This is a genomic window from Butyrivibrio sp. ob235 (assembly GCF_900109475.1).
Taxonomy (GTDB): domain Bacteria; phylum Bacillota; class Clostridia; order Lachnospirales; family Lachnospiraceae; genus Butyrivibrio.
Genome location: NZ_FOBE01000013.1, coordinates 1 through 22909, shown reverse-complemented (window position 1 = coordinate 22909; position 22909 = coordinate 1). Strand labels below are relative to the sequence as shown.

19 protein-coding genes, 6 tRNA genes, 1 rRNA gene and 1 pseudogene are annotated in these 22909 nt (G+C 43.5%); 2 read left to right on the top strand and 25 right to left on the bottom strand.

The features are described 5' to 3' along the window. Window positions 1-36: 36 nt before the first annotated feature. From metG to BMW61_RS10700, 9 genes are all read right to left on the bottom strand, one after another. On the bottom strand, window positions 37-2094 hold the full coding sequence (gene metG, locus BMW61_RS10745; RefSeq protein WP_091821739.1) for a methionine--tRNA ligase: 2058 nt from the start codon (window positions 2092-2094) through the stop codon (window positions 37-39). A gap of 69 nt (window positions 2095-2163) precedes the next feature. After that, window positions 2164-3039, bottom strand: coding sequence for a methionyl aminopeptidase (locus tag BMW61_RS10740; protein WP_091821736.1), 876 nt, complete (start codon window positions 3037-3039; stop codon window positions 2164-2166). 128 nt (window positions 3040-3167) lie between these two features. After that, on the bottom strand, window positions 3168-4721 hold the full coding sequence (locus BMW61_RS10735; RefSeq protein ID WP_091821733.1) for an O-antigen ligase family protein: 1554 nt from the start codon (window positions 4719-4721) through the stop codon (window positions 3168-3170). 105 nt (window positions 4722-4826) lie between these two features. Continuing rightward, a complete protein-coding gene (locus BMW61_RS10730) occupies window positions 4827-5459 on the bottom strand; it encodes a hypothetical protein (RefSeq protein WP_091821730.1) in 633 nt (210 codons plus the stop codon). 669 nt (window positions 5460-6128) lie between these two features. After that, window positions 6129-6788, bottom strand: a complete 660-nt coding sequence (gene rpe, locus BMW61_RS10720) for a ribulose-phosphate 3-epimerase (RefSeq protein ID WP_091821863.1) — start codon at window positions 6786-6788, stop codon at window positions 6129-6131. A gap of 81 nt (window positions 6789-6869) precedes the next feature. Next, a complete protein-coding gene (locus BMW61_RS10715; protein WP_022760937.1) occupies window positions 6870-7811 on the bottom strand; it encodes a transketolase family protein in 942 nt (313 codons plus the stop codon). Window positions 7812-7828: 17 nt separating this feature from the next. After that, window positions 7829-8662 carry a transketolase gene (locus tag BMW61_RS10710; RefSeq protein WP_022760936.1) on the bottom strand — a complete coding sequence of 278 codons (834 nt, stop codon included), beginning with the start codon at window positions 8660-8662 and terminating at the stop codon, window positions 7829-7831. Window positions 8663-8885: 223 nt separating this feature from the next. Beyond that, window positions 8886-9581 (bottom strand): L-ribulose-5-phosphate 4-epimerase, encoded by a 696-nt coding sequence (locus BMW61_RS10705; protein ID WP_022760935.1) that lies wholly within the window; start codon window positions 9579-9581, stop codon window positions 8886-8888. Between the two features lie 11 nt (window positions 9582-9592). Continuing rightward, complete coding sequence (locus tag BMW61_RS10700) at window positions 9593-11188, bottom strand: xylulokinase (RefSeq protein WP_026498722.1); 1596 nt, start codon at window positions 11186-11188, stop codon at window positions 9593-9595. A gap of 333 nt (window positions 11189-11521) precedes the next feature. On the opposite strand from BMW61_RS10700, the gene BMW61_RS10695 reads away from it, so the two are divergent. After that, entirely contained in the window at window positions 11522-12082 is a 561-nt protein-coding gene (locus tag BMW61_RS10695) for a hypothetical protein (protein WP_022760933.1), read from the top strand. Between the two features lie 111 nt (window positions 12083-12193). Here the strand turns inward: BMW61_RS10695 and BMW61_RS10690 are convergent, their stop codons facing one another. The 8 genes and pseudogenes from BMW61_RS10690 to BMW61_RS10655 form a co-directional block, all read right to left on the bottom strand. Then, the gene (locus tag BMW61_RS10690; protein WP_026671218.1) at window positions 12194-12643 is read right to left on the bottom strand and encodes a restriction endonuclease; all 450 of its coding nucleotides are present in this window, start codon (window positions 12641-12643) and stop codon (window positions 12194-12196) included. Between the two features lie 80 nt (window positions 12644-12723). Next, window positions 12724-13581: a 16S rRNA (cytidine(1402)-2'-O)-methyltransferase gene (gene rsmI, locus BMW61_RS10685; RefSeq protein WP_044959223.1), complete on the bottom strand. Its 858-nt coding sequence runs from the start codon at window positions 13579-13581 to the stop codon at window positions 12724-12726. Then, entirely contained in the window at window positions 13571-14326 is a 756-nt protein-coding gene (locus BMW61_RS10680; protein WP_022760930.1) for a tRNA1(Val) (adenine(37)-N6)-methyltransferase, read from the bottom strand. The genes rsmI and BMW61_RS10680 overlap by 11 nt, the downstream gene beginning before the upstream one ends. 439 nt (window positions 14327-14765) lie before the next feature. Beyond that, window positions 14766-15656: pseudogene (locus BMW61_RS22725) on the bottom strand (PSP1 domain-containing protein); the annotation flags it as partial. 3 nt (window positions 15657-15659) lie between these two features. Beyond that, window positions 15660-16691: a DNA polymerase III subunit gene (locus BMW61_RS10670; RefSeq protein WP_022760928.1), complete on the bottom strand. Its 1032-nt coding sequence runs from the start codon at window positions 16689-16691 to the stop codon at window positions 15660-15662. 27 nt (window positions 16692-16718) lie between these two features. Beyond that, window positions 16719-17159, bottom strand: a complete 441-nt coding sequence (locus tag BMW61_RS10665; protein WP_022760927.1) for a YaaR family protein — start codon at window positions 17157-17159, stop codon at window positions 16719-16721. 12 nt (window positions 17160-17171) lie between these two features. Beyond that, window positions 17172-17762 carry a nucleoside/nucleotide kinase family protein gene (locus BMW61_RS10660; protein ID WP_091821721.1) on the bottom strand — a complete coding sequence of 197 codons (591 nt, stop codon included), beginning with the start codon at window positions 17760-17762 and terminating at the stop codon, window positions 17172-17174. A gap of 39 nt (window positions 17763-17801) precedes the next feature. Further along, window positions 17802-19247, bottom strand: coding sequence for an aminotransferase class I/II-fold pyridoxal phosphate-dependent enzyme (locus BMW61_RS10655; RefSeq protein ID WP_175475165.1), 1446 nt, complete (start codon window positions 19245-19247; stop codon window positions 17802-17804). Window positions 19248-19491: 244 nt separating this feature from the next. Here BMW61_RS10655 and pckA point away from each other — a divergent pair, with 244 nt between their 5' ends. Next, window positions 19492-21105, top strand: a complete 1614-nt coding sequence (gene pckA / locus BMW61_RS10650) for a phosphoenolpyruvate carboxykinase (ATP) (RefSeq protein ID WP_091821717.1) — start codon at window positions 19492-19494, stop codon at window positions 21103-21105. A gap of 103 nt (window positions 21106-21208) precedes the next feature. Here the strand turns inward: pckA and BMW61_RS10645 are convergent, their stop codons facing one another. The 8 genes from BMW61_RS10645 to BMW61_RS10610 all read right to left on the bottom strand — a co-directional run. Beyond that, window positions 21209-21766 (bottom strand): HD domain-containing protein, encoded by a 558-nt coding sequence (locus BMW61_RS10645; RefSeq protein ID WP_091821714.1) that lies wholly within the window; start codon window positions 21764-21766, stop codon window positions 21209-21211. 192 nt (window positions 21767-21958) lie between these two features. After that, window positions 21959-22031: transfer RNA gene (locus BMW61_RS10640), tRNA-Phe, on the bottom strand. A 9-nt stretch (window positions 22032-22040) separates the two neighbouring features. Further along, a tRNA-Met gene (locus BMW61_RS10635) sits at window positions 22041-22114 on the bottom strand. A 13-nt stretch (window positions 22115-22127) separates the two neighbouring features. Continuing rightward, window positions 22128-22209 (bottom strand) — tRNA-Tyr (locus BMW61_RS10630). A gap of 8 nt (window positions 22210-22217) precedes the next feature. Further along, window positions 22218-22290, bottom strand: a tRNA-Thr gene (locus BMW61_RS10625). Between the two features lie 31 nt (window positions 22291-22321). Further along, window positions 22322-22394 (bottom strand) — tRNA-Val (locus tag BMW61_RS10620). Between the two features lie 27 nt (window positions 22395-22421). Continuing rightward, window positions 22422-22495: transfer RNA gene (locus BMW61_RS10615), tRNA-Asp, on the bottom strand. A gap of 94 nt (window positions 22496-22589) precedes the next feature. After that, window positions 22590-22909 (bottom strand): 23S ribosomal RNA (locus BMW61_RS10610); the annotation flags it as partial.

Sequence of the window (22909 nt, the reverse complement as noted above, 5' to 3'; positions counted from 1 at the left end):
CATAATTATCATATTAACTTCATTAAGTAAAGGATATCAGCATATCTCTGCACCTGAAGGCATTGCCTTCTCGGGAGTCATGAGTGCAAGGTTACCCTCCGCATCCTCTGCGCAAAGGAGCATTCCCTCGGACAGCACTCCCGCAAGCTTAGCAGGCTTAAGGTTTACAAGAACCATTACCTTCTTACCAACCATCTCCTCAGGAGAATAGTACTTGCTGATACCTGATACAATCTGCTTGGTCTGGCTTCCGATCTTAACCTGTGAGCAAAGGAGCTTCTTGGACTTCGGAACAGCCTCGCAGGCGATGATCTCACCAACCTGGAACTGAAGCTTCATGAAGTCATCAAAAGTGATCTCATCCTTTGCGGGAATATCGATTCCGCCGTCTGCTGCCGCTTCCTCAGAGCTCTCTTCAGCACCACCTATAACAATGGCGTTAGCTTCCTTGAGCATTCCTGCTTTAGTAAGGTTTTCCTTAGCCTTTTTCTGGCTTTCAATGAAGTCAGCTTTCTGCTTCTCAGTTATCTTTGCTGCTTCTGCAAGGACTTCATTAAGGTCCTTTCTGGCAAAGGTCTGCTCGGGAGCATCCGTTACCTTGGTGCCGCTCTCATACATTCCGAAGGTATCAAGTGTATCAAAATCACGGCTCTTAGTTTTAAGCATTCCGAAAATCTTCTCAGCTGTTCTTGGCATGAAGGGCTCAAGAAGGCTTGTTCCGATTGTAATACCTTCAACAAGGTTATAGAGAACGGTTGAAAGTCTGTCTGCCTGAGCCTCATCCTTTGCAAGTGCCCACGGCTCAGTCTCATCAATATATTTATTGCAGCGCTTGAAAACTGTGAAAATCTCTGTAAGAGCATCCGCTACGCGAAGCTCATCCATCTTTTTCTCAACCTTATCATAGGCACCTGTAACAACTGCCTTAAGGTCAGCATCAACGCCTCCCTCTACACCCTTATCTGCCACAACGCCATCAAAGTACTTGTTGGACATAGCAATTGTACGGTTTACAAGGTTACCGAGTGTATTTGCAAGGTCTGAGTTGTAACGCTCAACCATAAGTTCCCAAGTAATGACACCATCATTATCATAAGGCATCTCATGAAGAACAAAGTACTTAACAGGATCAACTCCGAAAAGGCTTACAAGGTCATCAGCATAGATAACGTTACCCTTAGACTTACTCATTTTCTCGCCTCCCTGAAGGAGCCAGGGATGTCCGAACACCTGCTTCGGAAGAGGCTCACCAAGAGCAAGAAGGAAGATAGGCCAATAAATAGTATGGAATCTGATGATATCCTTTCCTATAAGATGGAGGTCCGCAGGCCACCATTTTTTATACTGCTCACTGCTGCCGTCAACATCATAGCCGATACCGGTGATATAGTTTGTGAGCGCATCAAGCCATACATATACAACGTGCTTCTCATCAAAGCTTACAGGAATACCCCACTTGAAGGAGGTTCTTGAAACGCACAGATCCTGAAGTCCCGGGAGAAGGAAGTTGTTCATCATCTCATTCTTACGTGAAACCGGCTGAATAAACTCAGGATGGCTGTTGATATGGTCAATGAGCTGCTGCGCATACTTACTCATCTTGAAGAAGTATGCTTCCTCTTCAGCGGGATGAACATCTGATCCGCACTCAGGGCACTTGCCGTCCACAAGCTGAGATTCTGTGTAAAAAGCCTCACACTCTGTACAGTACATCCCCTTGTAGGATCCCTTATAAATATCTCCCTGGTCATAGAATTTCTTGAAAATCTTCTGAACCTGCTCCACGTGATCCTCATCGGTTGTTCTGATGAAACGGTCATAGGAAGTGTCCATCATATCCCAGAGGCTCTTGATTGTTCCAGCAACACCGTCAACAAATTCCTTGGGGCTGCTGCAGCCTGCCTCGATAGCTCTGGTCTCAATCTTCTGGCCGTGCTCATCCGAGCCTGTCTGGAAGTGAACGTCATAGCCATCCTTCCTCTTATATCTTGCAATAGCATCGGCAAGTACTATCTCGTAGCTGTTGCCGATGTGCGGTTTACCTGATGTGTAAGCAATCGCTGTTGTAATATAATATTTTCCTTTGTTCTGCATTTACCAAAATCTCCTTGTTTTATTGCCTCCCCCTCTGGGGGAAGGTGGCGCGAAGCGCCGGATGAGGGGTCACCAGCAAAGTATGTCGCATCCCGTCTCTGTCACCAAAATCTCGACTTCCCACTGTGCTGATGGTGAGCCATCCTCTGTATAAACAGTCCAGTCATTATCGGCATCCACAAAGATCTTATCGCCTCCCATATTTATCATAGGCTCAATCGTGAATACCATGCCCGGAACCATGATCATCTCTGTGCCGGGTTTACTTACAAAGCTAACGAACGGTTCCTCATGGAATTCGTTGCCGCAGCCGTGACCACCAATCTCGCGAACCACTGTATATCCGTTCTTCAAAGCGTGCTGATGAACTGCATTTCCCATATCTCCGAGCGGAGTCCATGGAATAACATTCTTAACACCGATCTCAACCGCTTCCTTGGTTACATCTACCAACTTCTTCCACTCCGGATCCACATCTCCGATGCAGAACATTCGTGAAGAATCTGAGAAGTAGCCATTCAGAATCGTTGAGCAGTCTACATTAATTATATCTCCATCCTGTAAAATATCGTCAGGAGAAGGAATTCCGTGGCACACCATATCGTTAATCGAAGTGCACACGCTCTTGGGAAATCCCTCGTAATTAAGAGGAGCTGCAATGCCGCCCATTTTCCTTGTAACATCAGCTACGATATCATCAATATCCTGAGTCGACATACCGGCCTTAATCTTATCAGCGACCTCATCAAGGCAGGCCATATTTATCTTCGCACTTGCCTTAATGCCCTCTATGTCAGCCTCTGTCTTCAAAAGTGAGCGTTTCGGAACAATCTTTCCCGCTCTCTCGAGAGCGATTATCTTGTCATCAAAGCTCTCATGGCAAGCCTTGTACTTCTTGCCGCTTCCGCACCAACACGGATCGTTTCTGTCCATTTTTTTATACATATCTTATTATCGACCTTTCTACTCCTACCGGTCATTAGTACTTTTTATGAAAAATCAAACCATTCTCATTTTGCCAAAAAGCCACTATCTAGTATGCCTTTTGAAACGATTATTGTCAACGTGACTGCTTATGCTTTCTCTCCTCTTATCTCTGACAGCGCTATCGCAATGAAAATGTACATAAAAGATGTCGCATACACATGCTGGAAAAAGAAGAAGCTGCAGGCAATATAGCCTGAGAGTGCAAGCAGCGCCATAAGTGATAATCTGTGTTCCTCAGCTCTTTTCCAAAGAAGTGCAAAGGATGAAACCAGTACTCCGATATATGAAAGACAGCCGAGGATGCCGTTTTCTATAAGCATGTTAAGGTACTCGTTGTGAGCAACCATCAGTGCAAAGCCCTCATACATCGCCTCTAACCGCGCCTGTAAATCAGGAAAGGACTGCATAAGAGGATTAAAAGATCCCTGTCCCATTCCGATCACTTTACGAATAGGCGACATCCTAATGAATCCGGCTATGGAGCACTTCCAGTTCAGGCCTCTGTGAGTTCCCCAGTCATCATCAAAGTTAAGCATTCGAATGTTTGCAAAAGCGCCTGCTTTTTCAGGTGTAGTTGTTACTACTACCATAAGGACTACAGTTACTGCCAAAGCAATAAGCATAAGGCAAACCAGTACTCGAAAGGCTATCTCAAGAAGTTTCTTATTCCACTCTTTATTCTTAGTTAACTGCATAATGCCTAAAATTATCAATGAACCTACAATAATAATCAGGCCTATATGCATTTTCAAAAGTGTGTTGACTGCATCCTGTTCATCAACAAATACAAATCTATCATGAAATAGAACAAATACAAAAACGTATACAAACTCTGTAGCTATACCAAATGCCAGGAGAAACTCGGAAAACCTCTTCATCAGGTCTCTTTTCTTCAAGCAAATTCCAAACATAATAAAAAGTTCGAAGAACATTGCCGGTAAAAAGGTATCACTTCCCGCCATCCATGCTCCGGCTATAACCACACAATTCAAGACCAGAATAATATATCTGAAAAGAGGCTTTTCTTCATAAACAAACAATCCAATACCTGCTCCAATCAGCATAACCGTATATATTGTTGCCCAGTTTGTCTGACCCAGTGTGGAAATGAACCCCGGATATTTATTCCCCATATCGATGGGGTAAATGTCAATCCTGTTCAATATAGTAAGTATCCCTGTTAATACAGCTCCTATTGCGGCTGCTATCCATATCAAATACTTATCGGAGTAATAATAGTAAACGAGAAGCATCGAGCCCAAAAACAGAATCTGCGACAGTAATCCCATGTGCCAACTTCCATTCCCTCTCCATGCTATTTTATGGTCAACCGCAAACACCCAGGTTAAGAGATTAAAAATCAGATGAGCGGTTACAAATATGATAGGAAGAATCGGCTTTTTTCTGACATTCTGCGTCTTTTCGCAGGCTGTTTCAACCAAGAAGCACACTAGTCCTGTAATTATCAAAAATGCTGTAGATACCAGTCTGTATAATATGTATTTTGAATTTGCAATATCCGAATAGCCATTCTGATAATATAGCGGCAAAACTACAAACATTACCACCAGATAGTACTTAGTCAGCAGTTCTCCGTATTCATGAATTACCTGCGCAGTTGTTTTGTCCTTCTGTCTCAATCCAAACCTCCCGTAAAACACAATTTCACATCGTTTATTATACCTATGCAAAAAAACACAGGCAAGGATTTCTCCCTGCCTGTGTAATAAGGACTATTGGTTAAATTACTTCTTTACTCTCTTAACCTGTGTTTTCTTGTTGCCTGTCTTCTTAGCTGCAGTATTAAGTGCCTTCTTAATCTTATTGAACTGCTTTGCTTTAGCAACAACCTGAATCTTTGTGAGCTTCTTCAGGCCCTTAACAAAGTTCTTGTCAATGCTCTTCTTTGTAAGCTTAGCGCCATTGACCTTAATAGTCTTAGCCTTTGTTGCGCCCTGGAACATATTAGCTGTAAGTTTCTCAAGTTCAAGTGCTGATACATCAATGCTTGTAGCCTTTGAGCCCTTGAATGTACCCTTCTTGATAGCGGTAATCTTATATTCCTTATCGCCAACCTTCAGTGTTCCGGTCTTAAACTTAACCTTCTTAGCAGTCTTATCAACAGCTGTAAGTGTTACTGTAGCGCCATCGCCATTAGACTCGAAATCGCAGCCCTTAAGGTCCGGGTTGTCCTTCTCGTTAAATGATACCTGACCACCAGTTACTTCATCCTGAACAGATGCCTGTCCGTCTGTAACAGCAGCATAAGCAACGATGTTGTCCTCACCTGCAACTGAAGGTGCAATGATGCCTGCAACAGCACCAAAAGCGATTACTGCGGCTAAGTTCATAGCCATAATGTGTTTGTTAAGTTTCATGATAGTATCCCCTTTCGTCTTTTTATAATCACTTTTCTTAGCCTCGGTTTTTTCCGAAGCTGTTTATAAGTATAACTCATATGGATATAATTGCAAGTTAATTGTTGCTTTTTTGTTTCAATTAGTGAATATTCATTTCATTTTTTATAATTCTTTATAATTTTTTTATAAATACAATTATTCAAAATCATCACTACAAATATCAAAAAGGCAGATATTATGCGCATTCGCAAAACATCCGCCTTTCTTTAAGTTGATTTGTATTATAGCATTTCGATAAATTAAATATTACATTTATTTTGAGCCCGATGCCTTGTAGGATTTATGGAGCTGCAAATTTTCGCAATCAGGCGGAGAATTCATAAGCGAATCGTTCCTTACCTTACAGGCTGCATTCCTGCAATCCCTGCATCTATAGCCTGAATGATTGGAATACATTTTCTTACATTCAAGAGAACAGAAAGCATGGTTACTCTCCCTTGCTATGAAAAATCTTCCACAATTCATGCATATATTTCTAACATTGTGCGCCATATCGTTACCCTTACTTTCACAACTGGGCATACTTCCACTATAATTATACGATATATGGCGCAGCAATTCTCGTTATTTAGGGATATTTTAGAAAAAATTAAGGAGTGATGCGGATTATCATCACTCCTTAAAAACTCATACTATTTCAAATTTTGCCATTAAACTTCTTACATTTTCCTGAATATCACCATTAAATACTGCAGACCCGGCCACAATTACATTTGCACCTGCTTCCAGCGGTACATTAATATTATTCATTGTGACTCCTCCATCTATTTCAACATCTACAGATAACCCTTTTTCTTTAATCAGATCCCTGGCTTCTCGTATTTTATCAGTACATTCATCCATGTATTTTTGTCCGCCAAATCCGGGCTCAACCGTCATGACAAGCAGCATATCAATATGTTCGATGTATGATTTTACTGCTTCTACCGGTGTCTTGGGCTTTATTGCAAGGCCTGCTTTTTTTCCGAGACTATGAATCTTATCTATTACTTCTCTGGGATCAGATGCTGCCTCAACATGGAAAGTTATAATATCTGCCCCTGCTTCGGCAAATTGTTCTATATAACGAATAGGCTCTTCTATCATAAGATGAACGTCATAGACCTGATTTGAAGCCTTCCTGATAGATTTAAGAACAGGTAATCCAAAGGATATTGACGGCACAAACAATCCGTCCATTACATCGAAGTGAAGGTACTGTGCGCCTGCTGCCTCAGTTTCCTTTATCTGCTCTCCAAGTATTGTAAAATCCGCCGACAAAATAGATGGTGCAAGAATATTCATGATAGGTGTATTTCCTTCCAAACAAAATAATAACAGCCCACATATATCATATATGCAGGCTGTTAGTCAAATCTCAAATCAGTATTACTTCAAGAATTCTTTTACTGAGTTATATACGCCCTCACCATCAAGGCCGTACTTCTTAACAAGATCTCCTGCAGAACCTGACTCGCCGTACTTATCCTGCATACCGATCTTCTTAACTACTGTAGGACACTCTTCTGAAAGAACATCACATACTGCAGATCCAAGACCGCCGATTACAGAGTGCTCCTCAACAGTTACGACCTTGCCTGTCTTCTTTGCAGTAGCAACAACAAGCTCTCTGTCGATAGGCTTGATTGTGCAGATGTTAATAACCTCTGCGCTGATGCCGTCTGCTGCGAGCTTCTCAGCTGCTTCAAGAGCTGAACCTACGCCAATACCTGTAGCGATAATGCTGACATCTGTTCCCTCGCGAAGAACAGTTCCCTTACCAAGCTCAAACTTGTAATCAGGTCTGTCATTAACGATGGGGCAAGCTGCACGTCCGAAACGGATGTAAACAGGGCCCTCGTGCTCAGCTGCTGCACGTACACAAGCTCTTGCCTCGATATCATCTGCAGGGCACATAACTACCATGCCGGGGATTGTGCGCATAAGAGCAAGGTCCTCGTTACACTGGTGGCTAGCACCGTCTTCACCTACTGTAATTCCGGCATGTGTTCCGCCGATCTTAACGTTGAGATGAGGATATCCTACTGAATTACGAACCTGCTCATAAGCACGTCCTGTTGCAAACATAGCAAATGTGCTGACAAAAGGAATCTTACCTGTTGTAGCAAGTCCTGCTGCAATGCCCATCATGTTGCACTCTGCGATACCGCAGTCGATGTGACGATCCGGGAATTCCTTCTTGAACCAACCTGTTCTTGTTGCTGCTGCAAGGTCTGCGTCAAGTACTACTACTTTGTCGTTAACCTTTGCAAGCTCTATAAGTTCTTTACCATAGCTGTCTCTGGTAGCTATCTTCTTAACTTCGCTCATTTTAACCTCCAAATCTATTATGCTTCTAATGCTTCGCCGATCTTATTAAGATCTTCCATAGCCTTAGCATACTCTTCATCATTAGGTGCTACACCGTGCCATGAAACCTGGTTCTCCATGAAGGATACGCCCTTACCCTTTATAGAGTGTGCAATAATTGCTGTGGGCTGTCCCTTGGTCTCTCTAGCCTCCTTGAAGGCTGCTCTTATGGCATCAAAATCGTGTGCATCAATATTGATTACATGGAAGTTAAATGCTTCGAACTTCTTATCAATAGGATAAGGTGAGCAAACTTCATCTACAGGTCCGTCAATCTGAAGACCATTGTTATCTACAATAACAACAAGGTTGTCAAGCTTACGGAAGCCGGCAAACATAGCTGCCTCCCAAATCTGACCCTCTTCAATCTCACCGTCGCCGCAAAGTGCGTATGTTCTGTAGTCTTTATTATCAAGCTTTGCAGAAAGTGCCATACCACAAGCAACTGAAACACCCTGTCCAAGTGAACCTGATGACATATCAAGTCCGGGAAGGTACTGCATGCTGGGATGTCCCTGAAGTCTTGAACCAAGCTTACGAAGAGTCTTAAGCTCCTCAACGGGGAAATATCCACGCTGAGCCATTACTGAATAAAGGCCGGGTGCTGTGTGTCCCTTGGAAAGCACGAAACGATCACGATTCTCTGCCTTAGGATCCTTGGGATCAATATTCATCTCCTCAAAATACAGATATGTGTAGATATCTGCTGCTGACAGTGATCCGCCCGGGTGTCCTGCACCTGCTGCGTGAACCGCTGTGACTATGCCCTTACGGACTTCATTTGCAATTTTCTGCAATTCTTTGTTCGTCATAATTCCTCCACTTCCTTTACTTCTGTCTCTCTTTGCGCGCAGACAGCTTTATCTACGCGTGCAGTATAAATTTAGCACAATTCGCAATATGTGACTATTCTATTTTTGCGGTTTTTTTTCACTTTCTTGCCTTCCCCTTGGGGGCGCAAATCGTCCGGGGGACGATTGTTCTGCGCCGACCGAAGCGGAGCGAAGACAAGGTGCCCGAAGGGCGGATGAGGGGTCATCCCTGGCCATAATATGCATTCGCGCCATGTTTTCTGTAGTAGTGCTTATCCTGAAGCTCCTGCGGCGCGGGCTGTACTCTGGGATTAATAACCTCGCATCTGTATGCCATCTTGGCAACTTCTTCTGTTACAACTGCGTTATGAACAGCTTCATGAGCATCCTTACCCCAGGAAAATACGCCGTGGTTCTTGCAAAGTACTGCGGGAACCGCCACCGGATCCTTGCCCATCGCCTCGAACTCGTTTACGATAAGGTGACCGGTGTTCTCCTCGTAGGCATCCTCAATCTCATCCTTTGTAAGGCATCTTACGCAGGGTATCTCACCATAGAAATAATCCGCATGTGTTGTACCATAGCAGGGAATTGATCTTCCTGCCTGTGCCCAGCTTGTAGCATAAGAGGAATGTGTATGAACCACACCACCAACCTCTTTAAATGCCTTATATATCTCCACATGTGTAGGTGTGTCTGAGGAGGGGTTGAGCTTTCCCTCAACCTTATTGCCGTTTAAGTCCATAACAACCATATCATCGGGAGTCATGGTCTCATAGTCAACTCCGCTGGGCTTTATTACGAATAGTCCAGACTCTCTGTCAATCTCACTGACATTTCCCCAGGTAAAAGTAACAAGGCCGTACTTTGGAAGCAGAATGTTTGCTTCGTAGACCTTCTTTTTAAGTTCTTCTAACATCATTTATCTCCTTACAGTAACTTATTAACTGCCGCTCTCTCGATCTCAAGTCCGGCCTTATAGTCTTCCATAAATTTATCGAAGCCCTTTACATCCTCAGCTACAGGCTCGCAGGTATCAACTTTTCCGCTCTTAAATACCTTGTTATTGAGGTACTGCTCAAGTGTCTCGCCATCTTCCTTATTAAGCATGAAGCCCGCAAGAATTGCCTGACCCCAAGGGCCGCCCTCTCCTGCTGTCTCCATAAGCTTGATCGGTGTGTCGAGCGCTGCTGCCATAACTCTGTCACCAACGCCTCTGATCTTGAAAAATCCACCCTGACCAAAGAAGAAATCAGCCTTGACGTTCTCTTCCTTCATAAGGATGTCGTTACCTACCTTAAGTGCACCGAGTGCAGTATAAAGGTGTGTTCTCATGAAGTTTGCAAGATTCATCTTTGCATCAGGTCTTCTTACGAACAGCGGTCTTCCTTCGTTGAAGCCTGTGATGCTCTCACCCGAGAAGTAGTTATATGCAAGAAGTCCGCCGCAATCAGCATCTCCCTCCATAGCCTTTCTGTAAAGTGTGCCGTAAAGCTTGTCGTCATCAACGTCCGCTCCTATAGCTCCTGCAAACTCTCTGAAAAGACCTACATATGCGTTTAGGTCTGAAGTACAGTTGTTGCAGTGAACCATTGCAACCTGTTCGCCACTGGGAGTGGTTACAAGATCAAGCTCCGGATATGCTTTTGAAAGGTCATGCTCAAGAACTACCATTGAGAATACAGAGGTTCCAGCTGAGATATTACCGGTTCTTACACCAACAGAGTTTGTTGCAACCATACCTGTTCCTGCATCTCCCTCAGGAGGACATACCGGAATGCCTGCCTCAAGAGTACCTGTAGGATCAAGCTTCTTAGCACCTTCTGCGGTGAGCTTTCCTGCATCTGCTCCTGCGGGAAGTGATTTCGGAATAATATCACGAAGCTTGAAGCCAAAGCCCTTATCAGCGGCAAGTTTATCAAACTGGCCTACCATTTTTTCGTTGTAATCGCATGTTGCTGAATCAATAGGGAACATTCCTGATGCATCACCCACTCCGAGAACCTTCTCTCCTGTGAGCTGCCAATGAATATATCCTGCAAGTGTCGTGAAGAATGTCACGTTCTTTACATGATCCTCTCCATTAAGCATTGCCTGATAGAGGTGAGCAATACTCCATCTCTGAGGAATATGATATCCGAAAAGCTCTGTAAGTTCCTCGGAAGCCTGCTCGGTTATTGTGTTTCTCCAGGTTCTGAAAGGAACCAGAAGATTATCGTCTTTATCAAATGCCATGTATCCGTGCATCATTGCCGAAAAGCCCATGGCACCTACCTTTGTAAGCTTTTCGCCATACTGTTTCTCAACATCTTCGGTAAGCTTTTTATAGCAGTCCTGAAGTCCACCCCAGATATCATCAAGTGTATAAGTCCATATTCCGTTGTCCAGTCTGTTCTCCCATCCGTGAGAACCCTGCGCAATCGGGTTGTTATCCATATCGGTAAGAACCGCTTTGATTCTTGTGGAACCAAATTCTATTCCGAGTAATGTTTTTCCCTCAACAATAGCACTTTTTGCATCTCCCATAATTCTATTCTCCTTTTCCTTTTTTCAATCAGAAGATTCCTCTCCAAGATTCTATCATAGCCGCGATATTATACACGGTCAATGCTATTTGTGTAGGCATTTTGTACAACTTTCTGACGATTTATATGTACAACTTGTTTATTTCAATCCAAATTTCTTTAGCAAATAATAAAATAATCTGAGACTCAGTCCCCATGCCGTATGGCGTTTTTTACATCCTTATTTAATAAATTCTTTATATTATCTAAATGTTATATTTATATCTATACGCTATGATGTTTGGCAGTGACGTAGTTACATCCGAAACTTAATCGTATTAAGGAGGAAATTCAAATGAAGAAAATTGTTTCTTTCGCTTTAGCAGCAGTTATGGTTTGCGCTATGTCTATTTCCGTATGCGCAGCTCCCATGGCTCCCGGCAGATTACTTCCCGGTGAGTATACTAACAACGCAGTTCTTAGCGGACTCTGGCTTGAGACCAATGATTTCGTTCCCGTATCTTCAGGTGTAGGCGACTGCACTATCGAAGGTCAGGAGAAATCCGGCATGACAGCAGATTTATTCCATGTATTTCCTAATTATACAGGAACAGCTCAGTCTGTAGCTGCAGCACATGGTTCAACAATTGTTTGCGCTTTCGGCGTTAAGCTTCCGCCCCTTCTTTCCGGTGGCAGAGTAGTATTACATGTTAAAGATGGTTTTGATATGCCTTCAGATATCGTTGCTGTATCAATGCATGGTGAGAAGTTCAATACTATCGCTGTTGAGAAAGTTAACGACAGACAGATCGCACTCAACCTTAAAGCTTCCGATAACCAGATCTATATCTTCCAGGGTGGCAACCTCGCAGCCGGAACAGAAGAGACATACAAGGATTGCCTTGGATGGAAATAAGCTATATTAGGTAACTTAAGACTAATGAGAGCCTAATTATCGGATGTGTAACTATGAAAGAATCGTAAGAAAGGCTGTCGTACCGCTTTTGGTACGACAGCCTTTTTGGTATCATTCCTCCATGGAATCTATATATCCCCTATCCCACAGCATAATCTTCAATTTCTTTGCAAGTTCCACAGCAGGTGCCGTGAAATATTGATTCGTCATTACAACTCCCACCATACAGTCGTAATAATCACGGCCTGCGTAAACTTCCTGAACCGCCTTTACTCCGATGGGTTTATCATAGCACTTGCACTGCACGGCATAGCTGATGCCGTCTTTTTCCGCAAGTATATCTGCTCCGAAATCTCCGCTACCCTTCGTAACTTCAACATCAATAAATCCGTGTGCTTTTAACAGGTCCGCACAGTAATACTCAAAGTCATGTCCCTCAAGTTCATCCATCGGAAGAGGGCGATGCCTGCGTATTCGGATTATCAGCAGAAGGACGAGCAGGATTAGTAAGATTACGGCTATTAAAATCGATATAAGTATTATGTTATTATTTATGCTCAAAATGCCTCTCATCCGCCCTTCGGGCACCTTCCCCCAGTGGGGGAAGACATTTTATTCTTCCATCCATTAGAATAATCTATTTAATCCTCCAGGAGCGCCTTGTAGATCTCGCGCTTCCCGACTCCTCTGTCGGCAGCAACCTGCTTCATTGCATCCTTGTGGCTCATGCCTCCATTTTCATAGTAAGCCATGTGATCCTGAAGGCTCATCTTCGACCATTCCTGCCTCTGCTGCCTGTCCAGCTCATCCAGACTTATCCCTTCTATTACAAGAACATATTCCCCGCGGGGCTCATTTTCCTCATAATAAGTAACCGCACCTTCTATCGTGGTTGGCATTATTTCCTCGAAACGTTTCGTTAGCTCCCTGCATACTGTGAGCTTCCTATTACCAAGTGCATCTCTTAAATCATTAAGTGTTCCCCTTAAATGATGGGGTGCTTCATACATAATGATTGTTCTGTGCTCATCCCGAAGCTGCTCGAGAATTCGTCTTCGCTCCTTTTTGTCATCAAGTCCCGGCAAAAATCCTTCGAATACAAATCTTCTGGTGTTAAGGCCAGACAAGGTAAGCGCTGTAATGCAAGCCGCCGGTCCGGGAAGCGAGGTCACTGTAATTCCTGCCTCGTGGCACATGCGCACAAGAACTTCTCCAGGATCCGAAATTGCAGGCGTTCCCGCATCCGTTATGAGAGCAATATCCTTGCCCTCCTGCATCAGACGTATCAGATATTCTGCCTTTTCGACCTTATTATATTCGTGATAGCTCGTCATTTCCGTATGAATATCGAAATGATTGAGCAGTTTTATGCTGTTTCTGGTATCCTCTGCCGCAATAATGTCGACACTGCGAAGTGTCTCAAGTACCCTCTCCGTAATGTCTCCAAGATTCCCTATGGGTGTTGCACAGAGGTATAACATGCCGGTTTTAGAATCCATAATTTTCAACCATCTCTCTACCGTACTTCCCCGGTTCATCGTATATGATAAGCGGCGGATCCACCGAAAGCCTTGGCTTTCCGTCCCTTGCACCTTCTATAAGTACCATACTCGGTTCCTTATCGATATAAGGGTGGACCATCCGTATACGCTTTGGCTCAATCCTGTTTTCCTGCATACAGGCAAGTATCTCCGCAAGCCTGAACGGTCTGTGAACCATAAAAAACTTTCCGCCGGGATGAAGCATTATCTTGGCCGCCCTCATGACGTCCTTCAGGTCACAAAGTACTTCATGCCGGGCTATAGCTTTGGGACTATCAGGATTTGTCAGCCCATGTCCCTTTATCATATAGGGCGGATTTGTTGTTACAACGTCAAAAGAGGCAGGTTCAAATATTTTCTCCGCCTCTTTTATATCTCCGCAAACTATTCGGACACGGTCCTGCAGCTTGTTATAGCAAACGCTCCTTCTTGCCATGTCCGCACTATCCTCTTGTATTTCGAGACCTATCAGCTCCTCTGCATCAGTTTTCGCTGACATCAAAAGTGGAATAATGCCGGTTCCCGTACCAAGGTCAAGAACCCGGTCACCTTTTGTGGCCGTAGCAAATCCCGATAGCAGTACCGCATCCATCCCGAAGCAGAACCTCTCCGGATCCTGGATGATCATTAGCTCATTTCGCTGAAGATCATCAAGTCTCTCTCCGGGTTTTAGGAAAAACTCGTTAGTTTTGCTGTTTTCCATCCGCTCCCTCGCTGCGATTCTGGTTTCTGTTATCTTTTCCGGAATCTCTGTTGCCCTGATTCTTATTGTTTCGGTCTCTATTATTCTGGTTTCTGTTGTCCTGATTCTTACTGCGGTTGTTCTGACCTTTTTTATTGAAATTCTTTTTTCTGTTCTTCTTATCGAAATTTCTCTGGTCTTTATTCGTATTCTGATCTTTATTAGAATTCTGATCTTTGCCAGGATTCTGCTCTTTACTCTGATTTCTGTCAGGTGTGCTTTCCTTATCCTTCACACTATCAGCAGAACCTGCTGCCGAAGCTTCAGAATTATCAGCATTTGCGCGATTTACTTCCTTGTCTGCATCAGCTTCCTTTTTCTGATTTTTCTCCTGAGGAGCATTCTGCTTTCTGTCCTGATAATTATTCTGCTTCTTTGCCTGGGAAGGAGCCTGATTCTTATCCTGCTGCTCCAAAGCCTTTGCAGCCTCTTCGTCTGCATCCTTCTCCTTTGGCTGATTCTGCTTATGCTTCTGCTTCTTTCTCACAAGAGTAAGGTCGTCTACATTGCACTCGTGAACTTCCTTCTCATCATCCACGTCAACAAGAATCTTCACTGTCTGTCTGAGGATATTTACACTTGCAACTTCACCCTCAAGTTCATCGCTTGTCTTAACGATATCACCAACTCCGGGCATCTTGCGGTTGAGTTCCTCGTATACATCCTCTTCGTTTTTCAGGCAGCACATAAGTCTTCCGCAAACACCGGAAATCTTTGTCGGATTAAGTGAAAGATTCTGCTCCTTAGCCATTTTTATGGAAACAGGGATAAAATCCGCAAGATAGGAATGGCAGCAAAGCGGTCTGCCGCAGATTCCGTATCCTCCGATTATCTTAGTCTCATCTCTTACACCGATCTGCCTGAGCTCTATTCTGGTCTTAAACTCTGATGCGAGATCCTTTACCAGATCTCTGAAATCGATTCTGCCATCCGCAGTAAAATAAAACAGCACCTTGTTATTATCAAAGGTGTACTCAGCATCTATAAGCTTCATCTCAAGACCATGCTTAATTATCTTTTCCTTGCAGATCCTGAAAGCTTCCTTCTCCCTTGTTCTGTTGCTCTTTTCCTGTTCGTCGTCCTTCTCATTCGCCATGCGAAGTACGGCCTTGAGGGGCTTTGTAACCTCGCTGTCATCAACATCCTTGGGATCGGAAAGTACTGTTCCGTACTCAACTCCCCTCGCTGTCTCAACAATTACATGGTCGCCCTTTTTTATTTCAAAATTACCCGGATCAAAATAATAGATCTTGCCGGCCGTTCTGAATCTTACGCCGATAACCCTGGTCATATATTATAAATTCTCCTTTATATCAAGCATCAGCATCTCAAGGGTCATAAGACTGTTTACATTGGAATGAATCCTGTTTCTGGCCCTGTCAATTGCCTTTAATATATTATCAATTTCCTTATAGGAACATTTTTCCGTAACACTACTAATATACGACAGTTTATCCGCGAAAATCAAGTGATCCGCGCTCCCCTCTGCCTTATACACCAGGATATCTCTGACGTAGAACATAAGCACATCAAGAAAATCGTTTGTTAAAAGTGCATCCGGTTTTTTCTCGCTGCTGCCCTCCGGTGTCAGCAGCAGTTGAAGCCTTGCAATTACATCGCTTATCTGCGCTTTAGGAAGCCTTGCCGTCAGATCTATCGCATCATTTTTCAGCTTTTCAAAACTCTCATCTTCCGCAAGCTGGATTGCCTTTCCCACATTTCCCTGCGCAAAGGACACGGCAAGGTGAGCCTTGTAATCCACAACCTTCCTCTTTTCCATGAGGTATTTTTGTATCAGATCATCTCTCACCGGCTTTATCGGAAATACTATACATCTGCTCAAAATAGTCGGAAGAAACGCATCGATATTGGATGTCAAAATGATGATAGTCGCATAAGCAGGCGGCTCCTCCAGCGTCTTTAGAAGGGCATTCTGGGCCTGCTGCGTCATGAGCTCCCCATCGGGAATAAGATATATTTTGTGATCTGAGTAGGGTTTTATATATACGTCATCGCAAACCTGATCTCTGATCTCATCAACGCCTATTGAAGTTGGCTTTTCATGAGCCACAATTCTGATATCAGGATGTGATCCGCTCTCCGCCTGCTTGCAGTAGTGACACTCCCCGCAATTTTCAATATATCCACCTATTTCTTGCTTGTTTTCACACAGAATCGTTTTTGCAAAGGTCCTTGCTATCATTTTCTTTCCGCTTCCAACATCGCCGGAAATTATGTAGGCGTGGGATATTTTGCCGGTCCTGATAGCATTTTGCATATGCTCTTTTATCTGATCCTGCTCTATTATGTCTGAAAAACGCGCCATCTGCGCTCGTTCCTCCTAAGTATATGTTTATGTAAAAATGTCCAGTAGAAGTCCCTGAATCTGGCCTATCTTGGCAAGTATGCTTATATTGTCCTTCTCATCCTTAACGAGCTCCTGAGCCAGTTCATCGAGATTTTCATCCACAAGTCTGATTATTCCGTATACTCTGTGGCGTCCTCGTCTGTCCAGGAAGTTTTCACGTGAAAAGGCGTGGGACCTTGTGACTACTTCATTCAAAAAATCCTTGATAAGGAAGCGGTATCTTTGCATGTCCCTGATATCGTTTTTCTTGGCAATCTGTTTTCCCTGCTGCACGATATCCTGCATCATCAGATTAAGGCGCTCTGCGAGTGCCGAGTCCTCGATCTTACTTGTAAGTGTGAACTTAAAATCCCCGCTCACCTCCTGCTGAGGCTGTGTCTGTTGGACCTGTGAAGTTGGTTGAACATTGTCAATCCTTATATCCATAATATGTCCTCATCACTTTTCAGATAAGATAAAGCTCTCAATCTCATCAAGGCAGGCTTCCAGTTCTCCGTCATTGTCGAAGGTTCTGTCTATCCCCGCACCCTTAAGCCTCTCATCCGAATAATCCGCTTTATCCGCAAGGAATCTTCTGCACATCTCATCGTATTTGGGCTCTTCCTGCTTTAGCTCTCTCTTCATGGCTCTCTGCATTATCATGCCGTCACTAACATTTATCATCAGCGGCACGACATTCTGCTCACCAAAGTACTCCCTGATTGAGACATACATATCTACTGTCCCAATCATGAGGTAATTTCCCTCACTTAGATCTATCTGTCCGTCATCCACCGTGAAATAGTGCCAGGGTCCGTACATTGTGTTGTAAGTACGTTCCTCTATTATTTTACGGTCTTCTTTGTATTTTTCATAACGCTCTATGCTGCAAAAATAATACTGAACTCCGTCCATTTCCTTTTCGCGCATTGGCCTTGTAGTGTAAATAATAACCTTTTTAAGATCGAGCTTTCCTCGCTCCAAAAGCTTTTTATATATTGTATCTTTTCCACACGAGCTCCTGCCCATGATCAAATAAATCTTGCCCATTTTATATCTTTTCCCAATTTTATTTTTTCAGAAAAAATGTTACATCGGCGCCACAACCTTTACGGTCCTTTCTCCCTTTGCTGAGATCTTCACACCCTGAACATTTCTTCCATCATTAATATATTCTCCGATTTTCCGAACGAGCTCTTTATCAATGGCTTCTCCCGGTATCACCAGGGGTATTCCAGGAGGATATAGATTGATGAAGTCTCCCGCAATCCTTCCGGCCGCCCTTGTTAAATCAATTTCCTCCATAGCTGCATCCCAAGCCTTATAGAAAGGGATTACTGTTTTCGGAAGTTCTGTCGACCCGCTACTCTGTTCAATATTTTCCTTTTTGTCTTTTTTGTTCCGAGCACTCCCTAAACAATTACTTTTTTCATTCTCTATCCTGGTGTCCAGTTCTTTTACCGCTTCTATAAGCCTTGAAATTCCATCTTCGGTATCATATCCCGTTATTATAGCCAGTGCATAAGTATCACCGGCCATCTCCGGCTGCAATTTATATTCTAATCGAAGTATATCATATATCCGTTGTCCCGTAATAGCGCCGTCAGCAGAGCATATGAGTACCTTCCCTGGATCCTGTCGTTTTGAAAAATGAGGAATCCTTATCCATGTGAGATCTGCTGTTTCCGCCTCAATCCATTTTCTGAAATATATCAGCCTTTCAAATACTTCCTTACCATTGTCATTAATGTCCTTTATACAGGAATCTATCGATGCCATCAGCACATATGAAGGACTGCTCGTCTGATATATTCTTAAAAACCTTCTAAGTTTTTCACGGTCTACTCTGTCACCCTTCACATGAATAAGTGCTGTCTGAGTCATTGCCGCCAATGTCTTGTGAAGGCTATGTATCACTATATCCGCGCCTTCGGTCACGGAGCTTTCTGGCAGCTTTTTATAAAGTCCGAAATGCGCCCCATGAGCTTCATCAACCACCAGGATTGCCCCATTTTTATGTGTAATCTGTGCTATTTTCTTTACATCAGACACCATGCCTTCATAGGTTGGCGAAGTTATAAAAACAGCCTTTATTCCAGGGTTTTTATCAAAAGCATCTTCGATATCCTTTGGGTTAACCAGACCTTCCGGATCCGGTAGGATATATGTGACATCCAGTTCACGAAGGTAGACTGCATGATAAAAGGATTTATGGGCATTCCTTCCTGCTATGATTTTCTCACCCCTGCCTGCAACCGCAGAAATCGCCGCCAATACTCCGCTTGAACTTCCGTTTACAAGAAAATGCGTTTCATCTGCTCCGTATAGAGCGTTAGCACGCTCCTCCGCCCTTAGAATAATTCCGTCTGCATCATGGAGATTGTCGTAGTCATCAATCTCGGTAATATCAATATCCATATATCTTGCCATCTCGCCTGCGCCCGGGTTTCTTTTATGTCCCGGCATGTGAAATGGGTACAAATCACTGTTTTTTAAATTTTCAAGGCAGTCTCTTAGACTCTCTTCTTTTTTCATATACACTTCCATCTTCTGTTTAGAAATTCAATGTCTTTGAGAGGTATTTCTCTTACAAATATGATACTTTATCTGTTTTATGTATTCAAACCCGCCTTTTTCTTAGATAATTTCTGAACGTTTTGTTAAATTTATAGCAATTTTATATTATTTTTACCTAAATGTATTGTATAATAAGTTTTGGAGCGTTTATCTGTTCTTTACAAACAGATATCACAATAGAAAAAGAAAAGGAGTTAAAGAAATGGCAGAAATCAATTTAACACAGTATGGCATTACAGGCACAACTGAGATCGTGCACAACCCTTCTTACGAAACACTTTACGAAGAAGAGAAGAAGGCCGGTCTTGAGGGATTCGAAGTAGGTCAGGATACTGAACTCGGTGCTGTTAATGTTATGACAGGTATCTACACAGGACGTTCTCCTAAAGATAAGTACATCGTTATGGATTCCAACTCAAAGGATACCGTTTGGTGGACATCTGACGAGTATAAGAACGACAACCATCCCATGAGCGAAGAAGTATGGGCTACAGTTAAGGATATCGCTAAGAAAGAGCTTTGCGACAAGAGACTTTTCGTTGTTGATGCATTCTGCGGTGCTAACAAGGATTCCCGTATGGCAGTTCGTTTCATCGTTGAGGTTGCTTGGCAGGCTCACTTCATTAAGAATATGTTCATCGTTCCTACAGATGAAGAGCTTGCTTCTTTCGAGCCTGATTTCGTTGTTTACAACGCATCAAAAGCTAAGGTTGACAACTACAAAGAACTCGGCCTTAACTCCGAGACTTGCGTAGCATTCAATATCACAAGCCGTGAGCAGGTTATCATCAACACATGGTACGGCGGAGAAATGAAGAAGGGTATGTTCTCAATGATGAACTACTACCTTCCTCTTAAGGGCATGGCTTCCATGCACTGCTCAGCTAATACTGATATGGAAGGTAAGAACACTGCTATCTTCTTCGGTCTTTCAGGAACAGGTAAGACAACTCTTTCAACAGATCCTAAGAGACTTCTTATCGGTGATGATGAGCACGGCTGGGACGACAACGGAGTATTCAACTTCGAGGGCGGCTGCTATGCTAAGGTTATCGGTCTTGATAAGGACGCTGAGCCCGACATCTACAACGCAATCAAGAGAGATGCTCTTCTTGAGAACGTAACAGTTGATGCAAATGGTAAGATCGACTTTGATGATAAGAGCGTTACAGAGAACACTCGTGTATCTTATCCTATCAGCCACATCAGCAACATCGCTTCAAAAGTTAACAAGATTTCTGCTGGTCCTGATGCTCAGAACGTTATCTTCCTTTCAGCTGATGCATTTGGAGTACTTCCTCCAGTATCAATCCTTACACCTGAGCAGACTCAGTACTACTTCCTGTCAGGCTTCACAGCTAAGCTTGCTGGTACAGAGCGTGGCATCACAGAGCCCACTCCTACATTCTCAGCTTGCTTCGGTCAGGCATTCCTTGAGCTTCATCCTACAAAGTATGGTGAAGAGCTCGTTAAAAAGATGCAGAAGTCTGGTGCTAAGGCTTACCTTGTTAACACAGGTTGGAACGGCACAGGCAAGCGTATCTCCATTAAGGATACTCGTGGAATCATCGATGCAATCCTTAACGGCGATGTAAACAAGGCTGAGACAAAGAAGATCCCGATCTTTGATTTCGAAGTTCCTACATCACTTCCGGGTGTTGATCCTGCAATTCTTGATCCTCGTGATACATATGCAGATGCTTCTGAATGGGAAGCAAAGGCAAAGGATCTTGCAGAGAGATTCACAAAGAACTTCAAGAAGTATGAAGGCAATGATGCAGGTAAAGCTCTTGTAGCAGCTGGTCCTAAGCTTTGATCTTAATCTCAAAATAAAATAATTAAAGCGTCGGCTTGAATGCCGACGCTTTTTATTTGCTTATTATTGTAAATAATATAATCATTAAAGTTATGAATATGATTTATAGTCTCTCTATATCCTGAGCCGGTAAATCAATGTATCTGGCTCTTATCTTTGCCTTATGAAGTCCAAAGGTCTCCATAGCTGAACAATACTTATCAGCCATCGTAACAATCCAAGCTTCCCTACACATAGGCGGTATTACCGTTAATGGCCACATATGCTTCTTTATGATGTCCTTTTCACGTTCAGATAATACGAAGTCCCTACTTGCGTTTTTAAGGGCCGTAGAGGGGTGAAAAAAGCCATGAAGCTTAGGATGTACGTTACCCTTATCTTTGCCGTCCTTATGCCAGTCATAAAGGAAATAATCGTGTAACAGAGCTCCCCTTACCAGGTCTCTCTCATTGCACTTCGCATGAATGAATCTATTGATTCTAATTGCCCTCTCAGCAACACTTAGACTGTGATCGTAAACAGACATGTCTCCATGCTGGATAAAATGCTTGGTCTTGTGGAACTTATGAGATTCAAGAATATCATTACCGTGTTTTGCTAAAACCTCTCTGACATGCTTGCGCCTCTCCTCGATAAACCTGTGCTTCTCTTCTCTTGTCATATATGATAAATCCTAACTCTTAATACCTAAAATCAAAGATGCTCATCCCAGCTTCAGCAAATAAAAGCTACGGCCTCTTGCCTTACTATATTGCTTAAAACAAGAATATACATCTGTACTTCTCACGGATTGTATTATACGGCATAACCGGGAAAAATAAAACTGAAAAAAGAATAAAATTAATAAAAAAGATGCCTAGACTCGGAATCGAACCAAGGACACGAGGATTTTCAGTCCTCTGCTCTACCAACTGAGCTATCTAGGCAAATTTGAGTAGCGGGGACAGGATTTGAACCTATGACCTTCGGGTTATGAGCCCGACGAGCTTCCAGACTGCTCCACCCCGCGATATTAAGTTGAATGGATGGCGGTGGATTCGAACCACCGAAGCAATTTGCAGCAGATTTACAGTCTGTCCCCTTTGGCCACTCGGGAAGCCATCCATATAAAGAGCCGATGAGCGGACTCGAACCGTTAACCTGCTGATTACAAATCAGCTGCTCTGCCAATTGAGCCACATCGGCCTACTTCTGAAAAATGTCTTTTCAGAAATAGTGGGGCCTATAGGGCTCGAACCTATGACCCTCTGCTTGTAAGGCAGATGCTCTCCCAGCTGAGCTAAGACCCCAGATTTCACAAATATTAGATTGTTGAACGACCCGAAGGGGGTTCGAACCCCTGACCTCCGCCGTGACAGGGCGGCGCTCTAACCAGCTGAGCCACCGGGCCAGATCTTCGTCTGTACCTTCAAAACCGAACACTGAAATGATACTACATCGCTTACAGAAAATCAACTACTTTTTTGTTCTATATCCATATTTTTTTGGACAAGCCCTCGACCTATTAGTACACATCAGCTGAACATGTTACCATGCTTACACCTTGTGCCTATCTACCTCATAGTCTCTAAGGGGTCTTACTGCCGAAGCAGGGATATCTCATCTTGAGGGGGGCTTCACGCTTAGATGCCTTCAGCGTTTATCCCTTCCGGACTTGGCTACCCAGCCTTATGCATCTGGCGATGCAGCTGATACACCAGCGGTCCGTCCATCCCGGTCCTCTCGTACTAAGGACAGCTCCTCTCAGATATCCTACGCCCGCGCCGGATAGGGACCGAACTGTCTCACGACGTTCTGAACCCAG

Coding starts and splice junctions, on each gene's coding strand:
- metG (WP_091821739.1), bottom strand. CDS start 2,094: ATGCAGAACAAAGGAAAATATTATATTACAACAGCGATTGCTTACACA.
- BMW61_RS10740 (WP_091821736.1), bottom strand. CDS start 3,039: ATGTATAAAAAAATGGACAGAAACGATCCGTGTTGGTGCGGAAGCGGC.
- BMW61_RS10730 (WP_091821730.1), bottom strand. CDS start 5,459: ATGAAACTTAACAAACACATTATGGCTATGAACTTAGCCGCAGTAATC.
- BMW61_RS10715 (WP_022760937.1), bottom strand. CDS start 7,811: ATGAGCGAAGTTAAGAAGATAGCTACCAGAGACAGCTATGGTAAAGAA.
- BMW61_RS10710 (WP_022760936.1), bottom strand. CDS start 8,662: ATGACGAACAAAGAATTGCAGAAAATTGCAAATGAAGTCCGTAAGGGC.
- BMW61_RS10705 (WP_022760935.1), bottom strand. CDS start 9,581: ATGTTAGAAGAACTTAAAAAGAAGGTCTACGAAGCAAACATTCTGCTT.
- BMW61_RS10700 (WP_026498722.1), bottom strand. CDS start 11,188: ATGGGAGATGCAAAAAGTGCTATTGTTGAGGGAAAAACATTACTCGGA.
- BMW61_RS10695 (WP_022760933.1), top strand. CDS start 11,522: ATGAAGAAAATTGTTTCTTTCGCTTTAGCAGCAGTTATGGTTTGCGCT.
- rsmI (WP_044959223.1), bottom strand. CDS start 13,581: ATGGATTCTAAAACCGGCATGTTATACCTCTGTGCAACACCCATAGGG.
- BMW61_RS10680 (WP_022760930.1), bottom strand. CDS start 14,326: ATGGAAAACAGCAAAACTAACGAGTTTTTCCTAAAACCCGGAGAGAGA.
- BMW61_RS10670 (WP_022760928.1), bottom strand. CDS start 16,691: ATGGCGCGTTTTTCAGACATAATAGAGCAGGATCAGATAAAAGAGCAT.
- BMW61_RS10665 (WP_022760927.1), bottom strand. CDS start 17,159: ATGGATATAAGGATTGACAATGTTCAACCAACTTCACAGGTCCAACAG.
- BMW61_RS10660 (WP_091821721.1), bottom strand. CDS start 17,762: ATGGGCAAGATTTATTTGATCATGGGCAGGAGCTCGTGTGGAAAAGAT.
- BMW61_RS10655 (WP_175475165.1), bottom strand. CDS start 19,247: ATGAAAAAAGAAGAGAGTCTAAGAGACTGCCTTGAAAATTTAAAAAAC.
- pckA (WP_091821717.1), top strand. CDS start 19,492: ATGGCAGAAATCAATTTAACACAGTATGGCATTACAGGCACAACTGAG.
- BMW61_RS10645 (WP_091821714.1), bottom strand. CDS start 21,766: ATGACAAGAGAAGAGAAGCACAGGTTTATCGAGGAGAGGCGCAAGCAT.